The following is an 18480-nucleotide window of genomic DNA, read 5'->3' as shown; positions in this document are numbered from 1 at the left end:
GCCCGCCCCTCAGCGCTTGCGCAGCCACCCGCGCAACCGCCGCCCGACCGCACCCACGCAGGCGACCGGGTGGAAGGAGCCGGGCCGGTCCCGGGCGATCGGATAGCAGGCGAGCCCGATCAGCGCCGCGCTGAGGTGGCCGATGCTGGTGTAGTCCCGGCTCTGGTGGACGCCGTAGCCGTACACGGCCAGCACCCCCACCAGGTACACGTACCGCCAGGGCCGCACGATCAGGTAGGTGAGCACCCCGACCACCCCGGCGAGCGCGTAGCTCACCCCGTAGTCCAGGGTGTAGACGGCCTTCGGCGCGGCGATGCCGCGGTGGATCGCCCAGCCGAGGACGCCCTCGCTGAGGTACGTCGCGCCGACGTGCGCCAGCACCGCGACCGAGAGCCAGCGCAGTGTGCCCAGCCAGCGCTCGGCGGGCACGTGGAAGAGGTTGTACAGCACGAAGTAGCCGAGCCAGCCACCGCCCGCGATCCACAGCGCGCTGGTGGCCAACACCCGGACCGGCGAGACCTGCAAGTGGTGCAGGTTGGTGGAGCGCCGCTCCAGGATCCGGTCGGCGGTCGCCGGGTCGACGTGCCGGATCACCTGGGTGGTGACCAGCAGGATCGCCAGCCAGATGTAGGTGCCGGGAGCACGCCGGACGTACCGCCACACCGCCCGGGCCGCGCGCGTCCACCAGGGCCCCCGGTGCGCCCCCGGCACCCCGGTGGTGCTGCCGGTCATCGGCGCCTCCTCGACGGTCCCCCTCACCCTCGCCCGGCCCGGCCCCCACCCGCCGCCGCGACGGCCCGTTCGGGTGACCCCGCTCCGGCTCCGGCCTTCCTTCCCTCACGCACCGCCCGAGTCCCACCCGAGACCCGCCCGGCATCCGCCCGCGCACCGCACCCGCACCGCACCCACCGCTCGAGAACCTCCTGCGCACCGCCCCCGCACCGCCCGAGACCCCCCGGCCCCCAGAGGACGCCGGGCGTCACCCGTCCGAGAACCGTCGGCGGAGCGGACACCCCCGACTGCCGTAGGCTGGCTCTCCGGCCTCCCGTGGAGCCGCCGGCACCGGACACCGCAGAGCAAGGGCGCCAGGCACGATGACGGACCGCCTCGGGACGACGAAACCGACCGACCCCGACCCCGCCACCACCCGGCGAGCGGCGTCCAGAACGGCCGCCCTCCGCTCGACGGCCCGCAGAACCGCCCTCCGGCTGCGCCTCACCTCCGTCTACGTCGTCCTGCTGACCCTCACCGCCACCTGGCTCGCCAACGAGAGCCATGCCGCGCGGGCCCGGTTCGTCCGGCACAACAGCAGCAACGTCCACCACATGGAGGTGGGCAAGTGGTGGACGCTGTTCACCAGCGGCCTGGTGGTCGACGGGGTCCCGGCGTGGGCCGGCATCGCGGCCGTCGCCGTCGCCCTGGGCCTGGCCGAGTGGCGCTGGGGCCCGGCCCGCGCGGGCGCCGTGTTCGTCTTCGGCCACCTCGGCGCCACCCTGCTCACCGAGGGTGCCATGTGGGTCATGCTGACCGCCCGCATCCCGGGCGCACTCTCCCGCGCGAGGGACGTGGGGATCAGCTACGGGCTGGTCGCCACCGTCGGCTGCCTGCTCGCCCTGGGCCCGCGGGCGCTGCGCCGGTACGGCCTGCCGGCCCTGACCCTCGCACTGGCCGGCGCCTGGGCGACGGACCAGCAACTGGCCGACGCCGGACACCTGGTGGCCCTCGGGCTCGGCGTCCTCGCCGCCCGCACTCCCTGGCTGCGCGCCCGGGCCTCCGCCGCCGGTGGACCTCGCGGTGAACCCGACCCGGGGCGCTGATCGTCCTTCCAAGTGGGCCGGGTACGATGCAGAACCGATCAACCGGCTGGCTGCCAGCTTCTGATGACAGTTGATCAGGCCAAACGGAGGGGACGCGATGCCCGAGCTCGACAACGCCACGAACACGGCGGACGTGACCGACACGACGGGCTTCGTGGACCCGGTGATGTTGCAGACCCACCGGCCCCATCCGGCCCGGATCTACGACTACTGGCTGGGCGGCAAGGACAACTTCCCGCCCGACCGGGCCGCCGCCGAGCACGCGATCGCCGCCGCACCCGACATCCCGCAGGCGGCCCGGGAGAACCGCGCCTTCCTGCGCCGTGCCGTCCAGCTCTGCGTCGAGGCCGGCGTCCGCCAGTTCATCGACATCGGCTCCGGCCTGCCCGCCCAGGGCAATGTGCACGAGGTCGCGCAGGAGCTGGCCCCGGACTCCCGGGTGGTCTACATCGACAACGACCCGATCGTGCTCGCCCACGGCCGGGCGCTGCTCGCGAGCAACCACTCCACGACCGTGCTGACCGGCGATCTGCGCGACCTCGACGAGCTACTCGACCGGCCCGCGCTGCGCGAGCTGATCGACCTCTCCCGGCCGGTCGCCGTCATGCTGATGGCCGTCCTGCACTTCGTCGACGACGCCCAGGCCGCCGCGGCCGTCCGGGCGGTGCACCGCCGGCTCGCCCCGGGCAGCTTCCTGCTGCTCTCGCACAGCACCGCCGAGGGCAATCCGCAGCGGGCCGCCGAGGTCGTGAAGACCTGGGACGACACCGATTCGCGCATCCGGCTCCGGGGCCGCGCCGAGGTGGAGGCCTTCCTCACGGGCTGGGAGCCGGTGGAACCGGGCGTGGACTTCGTCCCGCTCTGGCGCCCGGACGGACCGACCGAGGGCTCCACCCGCTGGATGTACGCAGGCGTCGGCCGCAAGGCCTGACCTCCGCACCCCCGTCACCACTGCAGGGCCGGACTCCCCCTCGGGAGCCCGGCCCCTCGCTTTCCCGGCCACTCCCCTCCCCGGGCGACGTACCCGACCCACGCGACCGTCGGCCCCGTCAAACACCGGACCACCCAGCGGAGTTGACGCCCGGAGCGACGACCGGAAGCGACACTCGGGATCGACCACCCCGCCCGGCGCGTCCGTATGCTCTTGCGGTACTCTGCAAATCTATGCCAGAGTGCGGGCATCGGATCAATCAGGCCGAATCCCCTCACACGTCGCTAAATCAGGAGCCCGCGCCGCGCGGGTGGGTCAAGGGTGCATGCATGTCGAAGGTCTTGAGCAAGCTGCCGGTCGGTGAACGGATCGGCATCGCATTCTCGGGTGGGTTGGACACCTCCGTCGCGGTCGCGTGGATGCGCGAGCACGGTGCCGTCCCCTACGCCTACACGGCCGACATCGGCCAGTACGACGAGCCGAACCTCGCCGACGTCCCGGCCCGTGGCCGTGCCTACGGCGCCGAGCAGGCCCGCCTGATCGACTGCCGGGCCCCGCTGGTCGAGGAGGGCCTGGCCGCCCTGGCCTGCGGCGCCTTCCACATCCGCTCCGCCGGGCAGACCTACTTCAACACCACCCCGCTCGGCCGTGCCGTGACCGGCACCCTGCTGGTCCGGGCCATGCAGGAGGACGGCGTCTCCATCTGGGGCGACGGTTCCACCTACAAGGGCAACGACATCGAGCGGTTCTACCGCTACGGTCTGCTCGCCAACCCCAACCTGCGGATCTACAAGCCGTGGCTGGACCAGGACTTCGTCGATCAGCTCGGTGGCCGCAAGGAGATGTCCGAGTGGCTGGCCGAGCGCGACCTGCCCTACCGGGACTCCGCCGAGAAGGCCTACTCCACCGACGCCAACATCTGGGGCGCCACCCACGAGGCCAAGCGGCTGGAGTACCTGGACACCTCGATGGAGATCGTCGCCCCGATCATGGGCGTCGCCTTCTGGGACCCCTCCGTCGAGATCCAGACCGAGGACGTCACCGTCGACTTCGAGTTCGGCCGTCCGGTCCGGATCAACGGCCGCGCGTTCGACACCGCCGTGGAGCTGGTGCACGAGGCCAACCGGATCGGCGGCCGGCACGGTCTGGGCATGTCGGACCAGATCGAGAACCGGATCATCGAGGCCAAGAGCCGCGGTATCTACGAGGCCCCGGCCATGGCGCTGCTGCACATCGCCTACGAGCGGCTCCTGAACGCGATCCACAACGAGGACACCCTCGCCACCTACCACACGCAGGGCCGGCGCCTCGGTCGCCTGATGTACGAGGGCCGCTGGTTCGACCCGCAGGCGCTCATGCTCCGGGACAGCCTGCAGAAGTGGGTCGGCCAGGCCGTCACCGGCAGTGTCACCCTGCGGCTGCGGCGCGGCCAGGACTACTCGGTGATCGACACCCAGGGCCCGAACTTCAGCTACCACCCGGAGAAGCTGTCGATGGAGCGCAGCGTCGACGCCGCCTTCGTCCCGGACGACCGGATCGGCCAGCTGACCATGCGCAACCTGGACATCGCCGACTCCCGCAGCAAGCTGGAGCTGTACGCGGGTCACGGCCAGCTGGCACCGTGGAGCGGTCTGATCGGCGAGCTCGCCCCGGGCGGCGCGGCGCCGATCGCCGCCGGCAACGGCGACGAGGAGCGGCCGACCGCGCTCGACCACGCGGCGATCGAGTCCGGCACCGACTGACCGGGCGCCGCCCGGCCGGGCGACCGCTCCGATAGCCAGCCGGACGACCAGCCGACGCAGTCCGTCGCGGGGCCGTCGCACCACATCGGTGCGGCGGCCCCGCAGCCGTTCTCCCCGGCCGTTCCCCCGGCCGCTCCCGCAGCCGATCCCGGACAAGATCACCCGACCACCCGACAAGGTCACCACCCACCCACCCTCACCCGAACGGCGGCACCGGCCGTGCGCCCCGCCCCCGGCGGTAGCTGAATGGCGGACGGCGCCCGGCGACGGAAGGCAGGTCCGCGGATGGGTGAGGCGATCGGCCCGGTGCTGGCCTCGGCGGTGGCGGTCGCGCTCAGTCCGCTGCCGCTGATCGCTGTGCTGCTGATCCTCGCCTCACCGCGCGGCCGGGCCAACGGCTCGGCGTTCGCGGCCGGCTGGGTGCTCGGCCTGGCAGCGGTCGCGGCGCTCGTGGTGACGGCCGGCGGCGCACTGGCCCCGGACAGCGGCAGCCCGACCTGGTCGTCCTGGCTGAAGCTCGCCCTGGGCATCGCCCTGCTCGGGCTCGCGGCCGAACAGTGGCGCGACCGTCCACGGCCCGGGCACGTCACCGCGCCACCGACCTGGCTGCTGGGGATCGACCGCCTCACCCCGGCCAGGTCCGCCGCCCTCGCCGTGGTCCTGGTCGTATCCCGCCCCACGACGCTGATCCCGGCCGTCGGCGGCGCCGCCTCGGTAGCCGCAGCGCCGTCCGGCACCGGAGCGAGGACGGTGGCCGCCGCCCTGCTGGTGCTGATCGGCTCGCTGGGCACCCTGGTGCCGCTCGCCGTGCAGTTCCGCGGCGCCGACCGCTCGGTCCACGCCCTCGGCGAGTGGCGCGCCTGGATGGCGGCACACCACGCGGCGATCACGACCGCCGTCCCGATCGTGCTCGGCGCCGACTACCTCGGCAGCGCCCTCTCCGGACTCAGCTGACCCGCCCCGCCGGAGCCCCGGCCCACCGCCAAGGGCACCCGCCCCGTCACCGGATCCGTACCATCCCCCGCCCCCGCACCGCGCGCACGCCCAGCCGCCCGCCGTCGGCCGCCGGCGGTGCCGCCACGGCGTCCCGCAGGGTCAGCAGGATCTCCCCGTCGTAGCGCTCCGCCAGCAGCCGGGCCAGCTCGGCGGCGCAGCCCGGCCGGGCCTCCGGGGCGAGCACCGGCAGCCGCCCCGGGCCGCTGAGGTCCTCGGCCTCGGCGGCCCAGCGGGCCGCGTCGCGCCGTTCGCCCTCGGCGGCGTAGTGGACGGCCAGGCAGTGGACGGCCAGTTGGTCGCCGTACTGGGCGGCGATCCGCCACCAGAAGACCCCGTCCGCGGTGCGGCCCATGCCGTAGAGCAGGCAGCCGAGGGTGCGGAAGGCGGCCTTCTCGGCGAGTTCGAGGTCCAGGGCCAGCTCCCCCGGTTCCACCGCGCCCGCCACCCCGGCGCACAGGTGGCGCAGGTCGCGCCGCAGTTCGGACCGTCCGGCGGTGCCGGGGCGGTCCCAGGTCGCCGGGGCGTGCGGCGGCCGGGCGACGGCGGGCGGACGGGCGGGGCGCTCGCGCCCGGTCGGGGCGGCCCGGCGGGCGGCGGCGAGCCGTTCGGCCAGCCGGCGGGTGAAGGCCACCGGGTCGTGGTCGTGGAAGTCCTGGTCCAGCTCGGCGGCGTGGGCGCGCAGCAGCTCGGTGGCCTTCATGTCGCCTGCCCGTCGTCCGGGTGCTCCAGCAGGTACTCCAGGTGGCGCCGCCCGAGGCTGTAGTAGGTGCGGGCGGTGGTGTGCGCGATGCCGAGCGAGCGGCCGATGTCGGGGTAGGACAGGCCCGCCTGGCGCAGCCGGACGACGTCGGCCTGGACCGGCGCGGCGCGCGCGAGTTCGTCCATCGCCCAGTCCAGGGCGTCCAGTTCGGCGAGTTCCTCCAGCTCGTCCTGGCTGGTGTCGGGGCGGCGCTGGGCGATGACCCGCAGGCGTTTGCGTTCGGCGCGCCGGCGTTCGCGCAGGACGTCGACCACCGCGTCCTTGACGATCTTGAAGGCGAAGGCCTGCGGGTCCTCGCTGGCGAGGGCCCGGCACCAGTTCGTGTAGAGGGTGGTGCCGGCGTTCTGCACGGCGTCCTGGGCGTCCTCGCGGTGGCGCAGGCGCTGCTGGGCGTAGCGGAGGTAGCCGGTGTTCTCGCGGGTGAAGAACGCCTCGAAGTCGTTCGGCAGGTCGTCGAGCGGGTCCGCCCGCAGGCTCCGCTCCCCGCCCGGCCCGGGAGTGTTCACACGCGCCCCCTTTCCTCGGTCAGCTGGCCGGCCCACCGGGTGGCACGCCGACGGCCCGCTTTGGGGGCTCGTGGTGTAACCGTTCGGGAGACGCGGGATGTCGACCGGATCGGGCGGACAATTGGGAACGTTTCCGTTCATTTTCGAACAGCGCCGCTGACCTGCCCGTTTGGGTGCACGGACCACCGCCCGCCGACCTCGACGTGACTCAGATCACACTCCACTCGGGCCTCGGCTTGACAAGCCCGGCGGCACCTCGGCGCCACGACCGGCGGCAGCCCCGGTGGCAGTCCCGGCGGACTACGGCGCCGGCTCCACCTCCGCCGAGTCCAGCGCGACGGTCACCCGCTCCAGCAGGACGCGCAGCGCGGCCAGGTCCTCGACCGGCAGTCCGGTCGCCGTGAGCAGCCGGCGCGGCACCTGCCCGGCCCGCTCGCGCAGCGCCGATCCCTCGACGGTCAGGCTGACGGTGACCGATCGCTCGTCCTCCGGGCTGCGCTCACGGCGCACCAGCCCGGCTGCCTCCAGCCGCTTGAGCAGCGGGGAGAGGGTGCCGGAGTCGAGGCGCAGCCGCTCGCCGATCCGCTTGACGGGCAGTTCGCCGTCCTCCCAGAGCACCAGCATGACCAGGTACTGCGGATAGGTGAGCCCGAGGTCCCGGAGCAGGACCCGGTAGACGCCGCCGAAGGCGCGCGAGGCGGCGTTGAGCGAGAAGCAGATCTGCTGGTCGAGGCGGAGCAGTTCCTCGTCCGCCATGCCGGGGAGCGTGGTCATGACCCCATCGTACCGACCACAGCCACACGATTCAGTTGTGCGCAATTGAATGGTGTGCTCTAATTATTGAGCGGTCACCGGCCGGTCCTCCACCGAGGGCCCGGTGGCGGCCCCACGCACCACGACCCCGCATGCCTCCGCGCACCTCCACGCACCACGGACCGCGCATCACGAAGGGACCCACCATGGACGCGATCTACACCGCCGCCGCCACCGCCAACGGTCGCGAGGGCCGCGCCGTCAGCTCGGACGGCCAGCTGGACCTCGCCCTCGCGATGCCGCCCGCGCTCGGCGGCAGCGGCCAGGGCACCAACCCCGAGCAGCTCTTCGCGGCCGGCTACGCCGCCTGCTTCGCCAGCGCCCTCGGCCTGGTCGGCCGGCAGGCCGGGGTGGACACCGGCGAGGCCTCGGTGACCGCCGAGGTGTCCATCGGCAAGGACGACGCCGGCTTCGGCCTGTCCGTGGTGCTGCGGGTCGAGCTGCCCGAGTCGCTGGCGGGCGAGAGCGGCGAGCTGCTGGTCAAGCAGGCGCACGAGGTCTGCCCGTACTCCCGCGCCACCCGGGGCAACGTCCCGGTCGAGCTGGTCGTCGAGTAAGTCCCACCGCTCCGGAAGGCCCGGCGCCCCGCCGGCCCCGGCAGGGAGGCCCGCCGCACCCCGCGTGCGGCGGGCCTCACCCGTTCCCCCCGCCCCTCCATCCCCGGATCCCCCCGGTCAGCCGCCGCCCGGACCACCCGGCCCACCCGGACCGCCCGGCCCCTCCTGCCCGCCCGGCGAACGCAAGGTCTCCCATCGGTGCCGGTACTCCTCCGCGTCGATCTCGCCCCGCGCGAACCGATCCGCGAGCACCTGCTCCGGGGTCGGGCCGTGCGGCCCCCACCCCTGCGGGCCGCCGCCCGCCACCCCCGCGGCGCCCGGCCCGTGCGGGATCGGCTGCCGCGAGCGGGAGACGTAGCGGAACAGCGCGACGGCCAGGAGCACCAGCACCGCCAGGACGAGCAGCGAGACGATCACCATCACGGCGATGCCCCAGCCACCCGGTCCCTGGCCGGGCCCGTAGCCGTGCCAATGCCCGTGCCTCATCAGGTCCTCCTCCTCCGGCCCAGCGGGCCCGCCGAGGTGAGCGGCGCCATGACCACCCGAGCCACGGGGCTACCGGAGCCACCGTGACCACCCGGCTGTTCAGCGCCCTACCACCATCGTGCGCCCGCACCCGGTCAAAGCGCTGTGAAGAAAGCCTGAGAAAACGTTCCTGCGAAACCGGCCCCGCCCACCGGGGTAGCGTTTCCGCCCATGAGCCACCACCTGCCCGACGACCACCGCTCCCCCGAGCAACTCGTCGCGGCCGGCCTGCTCCGCCGCCACAGCGACCACCACCCCCACCCCGCGCTCAACCACTCCCCGATCGCCTATCTGTCCACCGCGCTCTGGGCCGAGCTCGCCGCCCTCGCCATCGCCCCCAGCGCCGCCGAGGCCACCGTGACCGCTCTGCTGCGCGCACTCGCCGACCGGGCCGTTGACGCCGCGCTGGCCCCCGGCAACGAGCGCGCCCCGCGCGACGACCTGTACGTCACCGACCCCGCACACATCGGCCCGCACCGCCGGGCGGTCTGGTTCCAGCGCTCCGGCCCGGGCGGCCCGATCACCGCCGCGTTCGCGCCGTAGACCGAACACCCGCCGCCGCGCAGTGCCGCACAGTGCCGCGAATGGTCGTGGACCCGCGGCAGGGCCGTCGGCCAGACTCGCCGCCAGGGCCGGGCGAAGGGCTTCCTGGTCCCGGTGTTCGACCTCGCCGCGCTGGACGCGCAGCGCCGGCTGTTCGAGGAGGACTTCGCCGGCGACTGAACGCGGGCCGAGGACAGGCTGAAAACGGGACGAAGGCGGTAATCTCCCGGCAGCCTCCCGGGCAGCCGGGTCAGCGCTCGACCGTCAGGCTCCGGCACACCCAGCTCAGCCGGTCCGGCCCGTCGACGGGCGGCCGGTCGTGGTACGTCCCGTCCGCCACCGAGAGGTTGACGATCAGGTAGGCGTGCCAGCCGGTCCCGACCCCGTGCAGGTCCGCGTAGACCAGCTCGTCCTCGACGTACCAGTCCACCGAGTGCGCGCCGAGCACCACCCGCAGTCCGACGCTCGCGCCCGGGGCGACTCCGACGCCGCCGCCGTGCCAGTACCGGAAGCCGCCACGGACGTGGTTGGAGATCTCCAGGAGGTCCGGGTTGTCCGGGTGGTACTCGAAGACGTCCACCTCGTTGCCGCCGTCCCGCCAGGTCCAGATCGCCGGCCAGGCGCCCAGTTGGGTGGGCAGGGTGAGCTGCGCCGACAGCACGTCCCCGGTACGGACCTGGAAGGCCTCCGGACTGCCCTCGGTGGTCAGCAGATTGCACGTCCAGAGCCCGCCGGTGCGCCGCCGCACCGCGCTGAACACCCCGCCGGGGCAGTACTCGTGGCTCAGGTAGTCGAGCTTGTGGTCGCTCCGGTTGGTCGGCCCCATCCGGGGGTACGCGCTGCTACGTCCGGCGATCCACTGCCTGGTCGAAGTGAAGTCCGCGTCGAATACGACTGCCACGGCCGCCTCCCCAAAGCTCTGGCGCCCCGGCAGTCCGAACCGCCGGGCACACAGAGTGAGTTACCCGATACGCTCCGCAGTATGCGAACCTGGGCGGCACAGCCCGCAGCGAGCCGGGCCCGGCCGATCAGCCGACCGGGGCGGTGGCACCCCCAGGCCGGAGCCGGTCGGTCACCGAGACCACCCCGTCCACCGAGCGGCACAGGTTCAGCACGATCGGCACCAGGTGCGCCTCGGGCACGGTGCCGCTGAGCACCACCCGGCCCTGGTCGACCTCCACCCCGATCTCCGCCGGGCTCACCCCGTCGATCCGGCCGAGCACCTCCTCGACGATCTCCCGCCGGATCACCCGGTCCTCGCGCAGGAACACCCGCAGCAGGTCCCCGCGGCTCACCATGCCGATGACCCGCCCCTCCTCGTCCAGCACCGGCAGCCGCTTCAGCCCGTGCCGGCTCATCAGCCGGGCCGCCGCGACCACGCTGCTGTCGGGGGTGGTGCAGACCGGCTGGGCCGTCATCAGGTCCGCCGCCGTGATCTCGCCGCCCGTCCCGACCCGCAGCGACTCGGGCGCGGGCAGCAGGCTGCCGGGGTCCTCCTGCGCGGCCAGCGTGCGCAGCAGGTCCGCCTCCGACACCAGGCCGAGCGGCCGCCCGTCCGGGTCCACCACCGGCACCCCGGTGATGTCGTACTCGGTCAGCAGCGCGACGATCTCCCGGAATCCGGTCTCGGGCGCGATCCGGACCACGGGGCTGGTCATCACAGATTCGACGGTGGCATGCGGCACGCCGGTTCACCTCGTCCAACGATGCTGGTCCGACCGGATGCGGATCGTCCCGGCCGGTACCGGCAGCATGGCGCCCGGCCGCTCGGATCGCCAGGGGCCAAGGGGCCGAATGGGTGGGACCAAGGGCCCTGACCTGTGAACACTCCTCCGAGGAACGGTGTCGGCGGCCGCTCGGATTGCCGCGCTCCGGGGCACGGCGACGGGCCGGAAGGACGAGGACCGTCCGCCGCCGACGCACTGTCCACCCCGGACGGCGCAACCATCACATGATCGACTCGTTGGACCGTCCACCACGACAGCACGCACGGCACCGGGAGGGCCCGTTGGCAGGACGGACGACGGGCGCGGCACCGGCGGCCCGGGGTGCGGCGCGCCCGGTGGCGGAGGCGGAGGCCGCGCTGGTGCGCCACTACCGCAGGCTGGTGCGGCTCGCCTACCTGGCCCTGCCCGCCGACCGGGACCGGCACAGCCGGGTGCTCGCCGCCCATGCGGCCGTCCAGCGCGCCCTGCCCTTCCGCTGGACTCGTCGCACCGAGCCCGCGGCAACCCGGCCCCCCAGCGCCCGACCCCACAGCACCCAGCCCCACAGCACCCAGCCCGACGCCACCGCCCCCGACCCGGTGTACGCGGCCCTGGGCCGACGGGTACTGCGCGCCGCGCTGCGGCCACGGCCCGGCGCCCGGCTGCTGACGCCCCGGGTCTGGGGCCTGCGGCTGTTCACCCCGCACGGCGGCGAGCGGGACGCGGCGCTGGACCACGCGCTCGGCGCACTCGACGCCCCGGCCCGGGCCGCGTTCGCGCTGCTGGTGGTGGAGGAGCTGGCCGGGCCGCAGGCGGTGGAGGTGCTGCGGGAGGCCGGGGTGGCCCAGCCGGAGGAGGCGGTCGCGACCGCCGCCGAAGTGCCGGCCGGACCGGAGCCGGAGCCGCTCGCGTTCGACCCCTGCGCGGTCCGGGTGCAGCCCACCGACCTGCTGCGCCGCCGCCGCACCCTGGCTGCCGCGCTGGCGGTCGGGGTGCTCGGGCTGACCACCACGGCGGCGGTGCTGGGCGGCGGTTCCGATCCGACGGGCACCCCGCGCAGGAGGCCGGCCGGGCCGCGACCACCGACCCGGCCCGGCTGGTCCGGGTGGCGCCGGACGCCTGGCAGCACACCGAGCGGGTGGACTTCACCGCCTGGCCCGCGCGCGGCGACCGGCGCGAGGACGGCGCGCTGCTGGGCCGGGCCCTGGCCGCCTGGGCGCAGCCGGGCCCGCAGACCCACGCCGAGCCGGGTACGGACACCGCCCCGCCCGCCGTCCCGCCGCAGCTGCTGTTCGCCGGGACGGTGGACGGCACCGGTGTGGCGGTGCTGTACGACGGCCGCCGGATCGCCCGGTTCACCGACGGACGCGGCGGGCTGGACCTCGCCCGGGCCGACGACGCGGACCCGACCACGGCGGGCGCGGTGGTGCTGAGCCGTCAGGGCACCGCCCTGCGGTACCTGCTGGCACCCTGGGTGGACACCGCCGAGACCCGCCGGATCGACCAGCCCGACGCCACCGCCCGCCTGCTGGACCATCCCGACGGGGTCACCGCCGCCGCGCCGGGCGGCGGGCCGGCGGGCTGCCGGGGCGCCACCGTGCTCCAGTTGCACTCCTCCCCGGTGATCGCCGAGAAGCACGCCTTCCTGCTGGCCGACCTGGGCGGTCTCCTCCCGGCGCACCTCACCTACACCCCGCCGCCGGACCGCGGCCAGCCCGCCCGCGAGCCGCGCGAGGCGGTCGCCCCGGAGGCCCTGCTGGCCTGGGCACGGGCCGGCTGCGCGGTGCCGGACGGCACACCGGGCGTCAAGCAGCTCGACCTGTGGGCGTTCGCGGTGCAGCCCTTGCCGCAGAACGGGGGCTCGGCCGCCTGGTTCTGTCTGCGGGCCGACCGCTGGACGGGCGAGGGCAGCGCGGCCACCGCCGTGCTGCTGCCGACCGCCCGAGGGCCCCAGCGCACCGGGGGCGGCCCGGGCCGCTCGTGCGGCCACTTCGAGCAGGACACCGTCGCGTGGACGTGGTGGCACTCCCCGCAGGGCGCGGACTACCTGCTCGCGGCGGGCAGCCGACGGGTCACCCGGCTGACCGTCAAGGGCCCGGACTGGTCGGCCCACCGCTCCGTCCCGGACCGCACCCTGGCGGTCGAGCGGCCCGCCAGGGGCGCCGTCCAGGTCGAGGCGGTCCTCGACAACGGCAACCGGATCAGCCCGCTTCACTGACCGGAGCGGCGGCCGGCAGCGCCGCGTAGTCGGGCAGTTCGACGCTGGACACCTGCTTTCCCAGCTCCAGCATCCGCTCCAGCACCCACCGCCGGTTGAGCAGTCCGTTGCGCAGCCGCAGCCCGGCCCTGGTGCGTGGCGCGAGGAACGGGCCGGTGCGGTCGCCGCCCTTCTGGCAGCCCTGGGCGTAGCCGCGCAGCAGCTGCTCGTACCGGGTGAAGGCGGCCCGGTGGTCGCCGCGGGCCAGGGCCAGTTCGCCCGCGAGGACGTAGGCGGCCACCACCGCCGTGCCGGTGCCCATCCCGCCGATGGTGGCGCCGCAGGCCGCGTCGCCGAGCAGGACGATCCGGCCACTGGACCAGCTGGGGACGTCGGCGCGGCTGATCGAGTCGAAGTACAGCTCGGGCGCGGCGTCCAGGCTCCGGAGCAGCTGCGGGACCAGCCAGCCGAGGCCGGCGAAGGCGTCCCGGATCAGTGCCTTCTGCTGCCGGATGTCGTGGCGGTCGTAGCGCAGTCCGGGCGAGGCGAAGAGGCAGAAGGCGCCCGCCCGGGCCGGGTCGCGGGGGTCGAGGCCGACGGACATCAGCCGGCCGGGGACGTTCAGGCCCGCTCCGCCGTCCGGCAGCCCACCGTCGTTCGGCAGCTGCCAGGTGGCCGCGTAGTAGCCGAGGTGGCGGACGAACCGCTGCTCGGGGCCGAAGGCGAGCCGCCGCACGGTGGAGTGCAGCCCGTCGGCGCCGACCACCAGGTCGAACTCGCGCGGTGCGCCGTGCCGGAAGGCGACCCGCACCCCGCTCGCCGTCTCCTCGAGGGCCTCGACGGTGTCGCCGAAGACGTACTCGGCGCGTGGCTCGCTGTGCCGGTACAGCACCTGGGCCAGTTCGCCGCGCGGGATCTCCAGCTCGCCGCCCGCGAACTCGGCGGGCAGGTGCAGCAGTCGGCGCCCGCGCTGGTCCACGAAGGTGATCGGGCTGCCGCCGGTGTCGAGGGCGCGCAGCTCGTCCAGCACACCCATCCGCTCCAGCACGGTGAGGTGGGTGCGCCCCCGGAAGTCGACGTTCTGCCCGCCGCCGCGCAGCGCGGGCGCGAGTTCGACCACGGTGACCTCGAAGCCGTACCGGCCCAGCCAGTGGGCCAGCGCGGGGCCGGCGATGCTCGCGCCCGAGACCAACACCCTGGTGCGCGCGGAAGCGCTCATGGGAACCACTCCGTCCGAGGATCAAAACTGTGTCCGGCGGACACTGTTCCTTGCTGTGTACGGTAGACGCAGTTACCGGGAGCAGGCAACCCCCAGGACGGGAGCGGACGATGGGCGAGGCGGCGAACGACACGGTGCGACTGCTCTGGGAACAGCCCGCCCGGCCGAGCCGCGGGCCCAAGCCGGCCCTCAGCCTGGAGCGGATCGCCGCCGCCGGCGTCGAGCTGGCGGACGCGGAGGGGCTCGGCGCGGTCTCCATGCAGAAGGTCGCCGGACTGCTCGACTTCACCAAGATGTCGCTCTACCGGTATGTCCCCGGCAAAGCCGAACTCGTCGCGCTGATGGCCGAGTCGGCCGTCGGCGAGCCCCCCGCCAGCCCGGACGGACCCGGCTGGCGGGAACAACTCACCGCCTGGGCACACCACTTGTCTGCCGCCTTCGCCCGGCACCCGTGGCTGCTGGACGCCACCCTCGGCCCCCGGGTGCTCGGCCCGAGGGAACTCGCCTGGCTGGAGCGGGTGGTGGCCGCGCTCGACGGCCACGGACTGACCGGCGCCGAGCGGATGGACGCCGCCGTCCTGCTCGCCGGGCACGTGCGCACCATCGCCGAGCAGGCCCGCGCGGCCGGCCCGGACGGCTCCCCCGAGGCCGAACTCCTCGCCGCCCTCGGCACCGTGGTGCACCGGCACGCCGACCGCTACCCCGCCGTGGCCGCCGCGATGGCCGAACCGGACGGACGCGACCAGGCCCTGGACTTCGGCCTGGCCCGCATCCTGGACGGCCTGGCCGCCCTGATCGAGCGCCGCACGAGCCCGCGTCCGGAGGCGTGACCGCACGATAACGTGACCGCCCGATAACCCGTCGAGCCGCGATCACCCGGACCGCTACCATCCGCTCCCATGGCGATGTTCGTGCACCTGACGTCCGCGGCGAACACGCCGCGCATCCGCCGCGCCGGGATCCGGGCCGACAGTCGTGGCCAGGGCGGCGTGCGCGGGGTGTACTGCTTCCCCGTGCTGCCCTCCTACGCCCTCACCCACCAGTGGCTGCGCGAACTGGCCCGATTCGGCCCGAAGGGCTCGCTGGCCGCCGTGCACGTCCGGCTGGACGACACCCAGCAGGTGCTGGTCGGGCACTACCGGGACCGCCCCAGGGAGGCCCAGCAGTGGCTGACCGCCGCCGAGGCGGTCGCCCGGATCGCCGCCCTGCCGGACCCGCGCGGCTGGGAGGTGGTGGTGCCGCGCGCGGTGGGCGCCCGCGAGGTGCACCGGGTCCGCGCCGTGCCGCAGGTCGCCGGCTGGCGCTACCGCCCGGATGCCCACGGCACCCGCCCGTGCAGCTGCTTCGGCTGCCGGATCCCCGGCGGGTACGGCGGGCGGCGGCTGCGCGAGCGCCATCCGCACCCGCTGGACGGCCCGCCGCCGCCCGTACCCGTCCTGCTCGCCCGGATCGAGGCGGCGGGGGAACCCGGCGATCCGGAGGCGCTGCGGGCCGCCCTGCGCTGGTTCGGCCTGCGCCGCCGCGGCCCGGTGGAGCGCCTCGCCCCACTGGCCGCGCACCCCGACCCGACCGTCCGCGGGGAGCTGGTCTGGGCCGTCCAGGGCTGGTCCTCCCCCGGCGTCGCCGAACTGCTGGACACTCTCGCCGAGGATCCGCACCCGGACGTCCGCGAGGCCGTCGCGGACGTCCGGGAGCCCTGAATCCGCCGGGGACCCCCAGGAGACGCGCACCCGGCACCCGAGGTGCCCGAACGGCCGAACCGGGTGATCATGGGACGAACCGTGTCTTCGGCGATTCGGCGCGCCGGTCCACTCCGACCGCGCCGGGAAGGTGGACCGCGATGTTCCAGCTCCTGTGGATTCTGCTCATCGGCTTCGTGCTCGGCGTGCTCGCCAAGCTGATCCTGCGCGGGCCGCAGTCGATCCCCTGGTGGCTGACCATGCTGCTCGGCGCCGCCGGGGCCTTGCTGGGCAACGCCGTCTCCGGCTGGATCGGCGTCCGCCACACCTCCGGCATCGACTGGATCCGTCACCTCCTCCAACTCGGCTTCGCCGTCGCCCTGGTGGCCTTCGTCGCACCCGCCTGGAGCAAGAGCCGAAGCCGCTGACCAGGCGTCGGCCCGGGTCAGCCCACGTGCACCGCGGGCCGGCGCCCGCGGTCGGGCTCGGCCTCGCGGAGCACCTCGCGGGTGACCGGCGCGATCTCGCCCTGCCCGAACAGGAAGAACCGCAGGAACTGGGCGAAGGGGTTGCCCTCGGTCCACTCGAAGTAGATGTGCGGCCGCTGCCCGGTGAGGTCGCGCACCTGCAGCAGCAGCGCGGCCAGCGCGTTGGGCACGCTGGAGCTCTGCAGTGCGAGCACCCGGTAGCGGTCGTGCAGCACCTCGCCGCGCACGGTCAGTTCGGCCTCGAAGTCGGACGGGTCGAGCACGGTGACCTCCACGAAGACCAGGTCGTCCTCGGCCGGGATGTCGTTGTCCTTGCGCATCTGGTGGATCTTGTCCCGGTACTCGGCGAGGTCGCGGCCGTTGGGCTCGTTGGCGATCAGGCGCAGCGGGCGGTGGGTGTAGTCCCGGACGAAGCGCTCCGCGACGTCGTCCAGGACCACGTCGGTGACGCGCAGTTCGAAGGCGCGCTTGAGCCGGGAGAGGAAGGAGACCAGCATGATGCCCGCGATGAAGCAGGCGCCGATCTTGACGCCGTCCGGCCGCTCGGCGATGTTCACGGCGGTGGTGTAGAGGAACACGGCGGCGATCACCGCGAAGGTGATCGCCCAGCGACGTTCCTGGGCCTTGCGGGCGGCGATGGTGACGGCGACCGCGGCGGAGCTGATCAGCACCAGCACGCCGGTGGCGTAGGCACCGCCCTGGGCATCGACGTTGGCGTCGAACAGCCAGGTGACCAGGAAGGCGATCAGGGTCAGCACGATCACCGTCGGCCGCACCGCCCGGGCCCAGTGCGGGGCCATGCCGTAGCGGGGCAGGTAGCGGGGCATCAGGTTAAGCAGTCCGGCCATGGCGGAGGCGCCCGCGAACCAGAGGATGGCGATGGTCGACAGGTCGTAGATGCTGCCGAAGGCGCTGCCCAGGTTCTCGTGGGCGAGGTAGGCGAGGGCTCGCCCGTTGGCCGGACCGCCGCTCTTGAACGCGTCCGGGGGGATGAGCAGGGTCGTGATGAAGCTGGTGGCGATCAGGAAGACGCTCATGATCACGGCGGCGGTGGTGAGCAGGTGCCGGGCGCCGCGGATGCGGCCGGTGGGCTTGTCCTCGGTGTCGTCCGGGTCGCCCTCGATGTGGGGCATCACGGCGACGCCGGTCTCGAAGCCGGAGAGGCCGAGCGCGAGTTTGGGGAAGACGATCAGCGCCACGCCGATCATCGCGAAGGCGTTGCCGTGCTCGGCGGTGAGCGCGTCGGTCCAGTCGCCGAACAGGTGCGGTTCCTTGAGGACGTGCCAGATGCCGTTGGCCACCACGACGACGTTGAGCGCGAGGTAGACCGCGACCAGGACGACGGCCAGGCCGATGGCCTCGCCGAAGCCCTTCAGGAACACCGCGCCGAGCATGGCCACCAGGATGAGGGTGAGCAGCACCTGCTTGCCGGACAGGGCGCTGTGCAGGTGCGGGTTCTCGATCAGGTGGGCGGTAGCGTCCGCGGCCGACAGGGTGATGGTGATCATGAAGTCGGTGGCGGCGAAGCCGAGCAGGGTCAGCACGAAGAGCTTGCCCTGCCAGAACGACAGCAGCCGCTCCAGCATGGCGATCGAGCCCTCGCCGTGCGGGCTCTCGACGGCCACCCGCCGGTAGACCGGCAGCGCGCCGCACAGGGTGACGAGCACCAGGACGATCGTGGCGATCGGCGACAGCAGCCCGGCCGCGAGGGCGGCGATGCCGGGCTGGTAGCCAAGGGTGGAGAAGTAGTCGAGGCCGGTCAGGCACATGACCCGCCACCAGTGCGCGCCCTTCTCGGCCGGCGCCTCCGCGTGCGGACCGGGGTGCTGCTTGGCCATGTCCGCGAGGCCTTCGAGCATCCACGCCCGGAACCTGGCACCCCGCGTCGACGGAGCCGAAGAGGCTGTTCCCGGTGCGGCCGAACCCGACGATCCCACGTACACCCCTGTCCATGACTTCGGCCGGCCGCCGCACGGTTCCGGACCCCCAAGGCCGCCGGAC

General features: G+C 74.1%; 20 protein-coding genes. 11 read left to right on the top strand and 9 right to left on the bottom strand.

Annotated features, from left to right (window positions below; all coding sequences use genetic code 11):
• Nucleotides 1-9: 9 nt before the first annotated feature.
• Nucleotides 10-732, bottom strand: a complete 723-nt coding sequence (locus ACZ3YL_RS17155) for a rhomboid-like protein (RefSeq protein ID WP_465658121.1) — start codon at nucleotides 730-732, stop codon at nucleotides 10-12.
• A gap of 362 nt (nucleotides 733-1094) precedes the next feature.
• On the opposite strand from ACZ3YL_RS17155, the gene ACZ3YL_RS17150 reads away from it, so the two are divergent.
• The 4 genes from ACZ3YL_RS17150 (at nucleotide 1095) to ACZ3YL_RS17135 (ending at nucleotide 5444) form a co-directional block, all read left to right on the top strand.
• Nucleotides 1095-1817 carry a rhomboid-like protein gene (locus ACZ3YL_RS17150; RefSeq protein WP_465658119.1) on the top strand — a complete coding sequence of 241 codons (723 nt, stop codon included), beginning with the start codon at nucleotides 1095-1097 and terminating at the stop codon, nucleotides 1815-1817.
• 97 nt (nucleotides 1818-1914) lie between these two features.
• Nucleotides 1915-2748: an SAM-dependent methyltransferase gene (locus ACZ3YL_RS17145; protein WP_465658117.1), complete on the top strand. Its 834-nt coding sequence runs from the start codon at nucleotides 1915-1917 to the stop codon at nucleotides 2746-2748.
• Between the two features lie 329 nt (nucleotides 2749-3077).
• A complete protein-coding gene (argG, locus tag ACZ3YL_RS17140; RefSeq protein WP_188308846.1) occupies nucleotides 3078-4490 on the top strand; it encodes an argininosuccinate synthase in 1413 nt (470 codons plus the stop codon).
• Between the two features lie 285 nt (nucleotides 4491-4775).
• Nucleotides 4776-5444 (top strand): GAP family protein, encoded by a 669-nt coding sequence (locus tag ACZ3YL_RS17135; protein ID WP_465658114.1) that lies wholly within the window; start codon nucleotides 4776-4778, stop codon nucleotides 5442-5444.
• 46 nt (nucleotides 5445-5490) lie between these two features.
• Here ACZ3YL_RS17135 and ACZ3YL_RS17130 read toward each other — a convergent pair whose 3' ends face one another.
• The 3 genes from ACZ3YL_RS17130 to ACZ3YL_RS17120 form a co-directional block, all read right to left on the bottom strand.
• Nucleotides 5491-6186, bottom strand: a complete 696-nt coding sequence (locus tag ACZ3YL_RS17130) for a hypothetical protein (RefSeq protein WP_465658113.1) — start codon at nucleotides 6184-6186, stop codon at nucleotides 5491-5493.
• Nucleotides 6183-6752: an RNA polymerase sigma factor gene (locus ACZ3YL_RS17125; RefSeq protein WP_465658111.1), complete on the bottom strand. Its 570-nt coding sequence runs from the start codon at nucleotides 6750-6752 to the stop codon at nucleotides 6183-6185. The genes ACZ3YL_RS17130 and ACZ3YL_RS17125 overlap by 4 nt, the downstream gene beginning before the upstream one ends.
• A gap of 300 nt (nucleotides 6753-7052) precedes the next feature.
• Nucleotides 7053-7526, bottom strand: coding sequence for a MarR family winged helix-turn-helix transcriptional regulator (locus tag ACZ3YL_RS17120; RefSeq protein ID WP_465658109.1), 474 nt, complete (start codon nucleotides 7524-7526; stop codon nucleotides 7053-7055).
• A gap of 185 nt (nucleotides 7527-7711) precedes the next feature.
• Between ACZ3YL_RS17120 and ACZ3YL_RS17115 the strand changes: the two genes are divergently transcribed.
• A complete protein-coding gene (locus ACZ3YL_RS17115) occupies nucleotides 7712-8122 on the top strand; it encodes an organic hydroperoxide resistance protein (RefSeq protein WP_188307279.1) in 411 nt (136 codons plus the stop codon).
• Nucleotides 8123-8239: 117 nt separating this feature from the next.
• Here the strand turns inward: ACZ3YL_RS17115 and ACZ3YL_RS17110 are convergent, their stop codons facing one another.
• Complete coding sequence (locus tag ACZ3YL_RS17110; RefSeq protein ID WP_223242875.1) at nucleotides 8240-8608, bottom strand: SHOCT domain-containing protein; 369 nt, start codon at nucleotides 8606-8608, stop codon at nucleotides 8240-8242.
• Nucleotides 8609-8818: 210 nt separating this feature from the next.
• Here ACZ3YL_RS17110 and ACZ3YL_RS17105 point away from each other — a divergent pair, with 210 nt between their 5' ends.
• Entirely contained in the window at nucleotides 8819-9190 is a 372-nt protein-coding gene (locus ACZ3YL_RS17105) for a hypothetical protein (protein WP_188307280.1), read from the top strand.
• A gap of 250 nt (nucleotides 9191-9440) precedes the next feature.
• Here the strand turns inward: ACZ3YL_RS17105 and ACZ3YL_RS17100 are convergent, their stop codons facing one another.
• Together ACZ3YL_RS17100 and ACZ3YL_RS17095 are read right to left on the bottom strand one after the other, a co-directional pair.
• Nucleotides 9441-10091 (bottom strand): LamG domain-containing protein, encoded by a 651-nt coding sequence (locus ACZ3YL_RS17100; protein ID WP_188307281.1) that lies wholly within the window; start codon nucleotides 10089-10091, stop codon nucleotides 9441-9443.
• 127 nt (nucleotides 10092-10218) lie between these two features.
• Nucleotides 10219-10848, bottom strand: a complete 630-nt coding sequence (locus ACZ3YL_RS17095) for a CBS domain-containing protein (RefSeq protein WP_223242876.1) — start codon at nucleotides 10846-10848, stop codon at nucleotides 10219-10221.
• 404 nt (nucleotides 10849-11252) lie between these two features.
• Between ACZ3YL_RS17095 and ACZ3YL_RS17090 the strand changes: the two genes are divergently transcribed.
• A complete protein-coding gene (locus ACZ3YL_RS17090; RefSeq protein WP_465658106.1) occupies nucleotides 11253-12329 on the top strand; it encodes a serine/threonine-protein kinase in 1077 nt (358 codons plus the stop codon).
• The gene (locus ACZ3YL_RS17085) at nucleotides 12215-13114 is read left to right on the top strand and encodes a hypothetical protein (RefSeq protein ID WP_465658104.1); all 900 of its coding nucleotides are present in this window, start codon (nucleotides 12215-12217) and stop codon (nucleotides 13112-13114) included. The genes ACZ3YL_RS17090 and ACZ3YL_RS17085 overlap by 115 nt, the downstream gene beginning before the upstream one ends.
• Here ACZ3YL_RS17085 and ACZ3YL_RS17080 read toward each other — a convergent pair.
• The gene (locus ACZ3YL_RS17080) at nucleotides 13098-14312 is read right to left on the bottom strand and encodes an FAD-dependent monooxygenase (protein ID WP_188307746.1); all 1215 of its coding nucleotides are present in this window, start codon (nucleotides 14310-14312) and stop codon (nucleotides 13098-13100) included. The genes ACZ3YL_RS17085 and ACZ3YL_RS17080 overlap by 17 nt on opposite strands.
• A 110-nt stretch (nucleotides 14313-14422) precedes the next feature.
• On the opposite strand from ACZ3YL_RS17080, the gene ACZ3YL_RS17075 reads away from it, so the two are divergent.
• The 3 genes from ACZ3YL_RS17075 to ACZ3YL_RS17065 all read left to right on the top strand — a co-directional run bounded on the left by ACZ3YL_RS17075 (nucleotide 14423) and on the right by ACZ3YL_RS17065 (nucleotide 16419).
• The gene (locus ACZ3YL_RS17075; protein ID WP_465658102.1) at nucleotides 14423-15142 is read left to right on the top strand and encodes a TetR/AcrR family transcriptional regulator; all 720 of its coding nucleotides are present in this window, start codon (nucleotides 14423-14425) and stop codon (nucleotides 15140-15142) included.
• 69 nt (nucleotides 15143-15211) lie between these two features.
• The gene (locus ACZ3YL_RS17070) at nucleotides 15212-16012 is read left to right on the top strand and encodes a HEAT repeat domain-containing protein (protein ID WP_465658100.1); all 801 of its coding nucleotides are present in this window, start codon (nucleotides 15212-15214) and stop codon (nucleotides 16010-16012) included.
• Nucleotides 16013-16152: 140 nt separating this feature from the next.
• Entirely contained in the window at nucleotides 16153-16419 is a 267-nt protein-coding gene (locus ACZ3YL_RS17065; RefSeq protein WP_188303225.1) for a GlsB/YeaQ/YmgE family stress response membrane protein, read from the top strand.
• 17 nt (nucleotides 16420-16436) lie between these two features.
• Here the strand turns inward: ACZ3YL_RS17065 and ACZ3YL_RS17060 are convergent, their stop codons facing one another.
• Nucleotides 16437-18338, bottom strand: coding sequence for an APC family permease (locus ACZ3YL_RS17060; RefSeq protein ID WP_188303226.1), 1902 nt, complete (start codon nucleotides 18336-18338; stop codon nucleotides 16437-16439).
• Between the last annotated feature and the right edge of the window lie 142 nt (nucleotides 18339-18480).

This window comes from Kitasatospora sp. NPDC023176, assembly GCF_055560495.1.
Note: the sequence above shows the minus strand (reverse complement) of the source record. Positions and strands in the feature narration are given on the sequence as shown.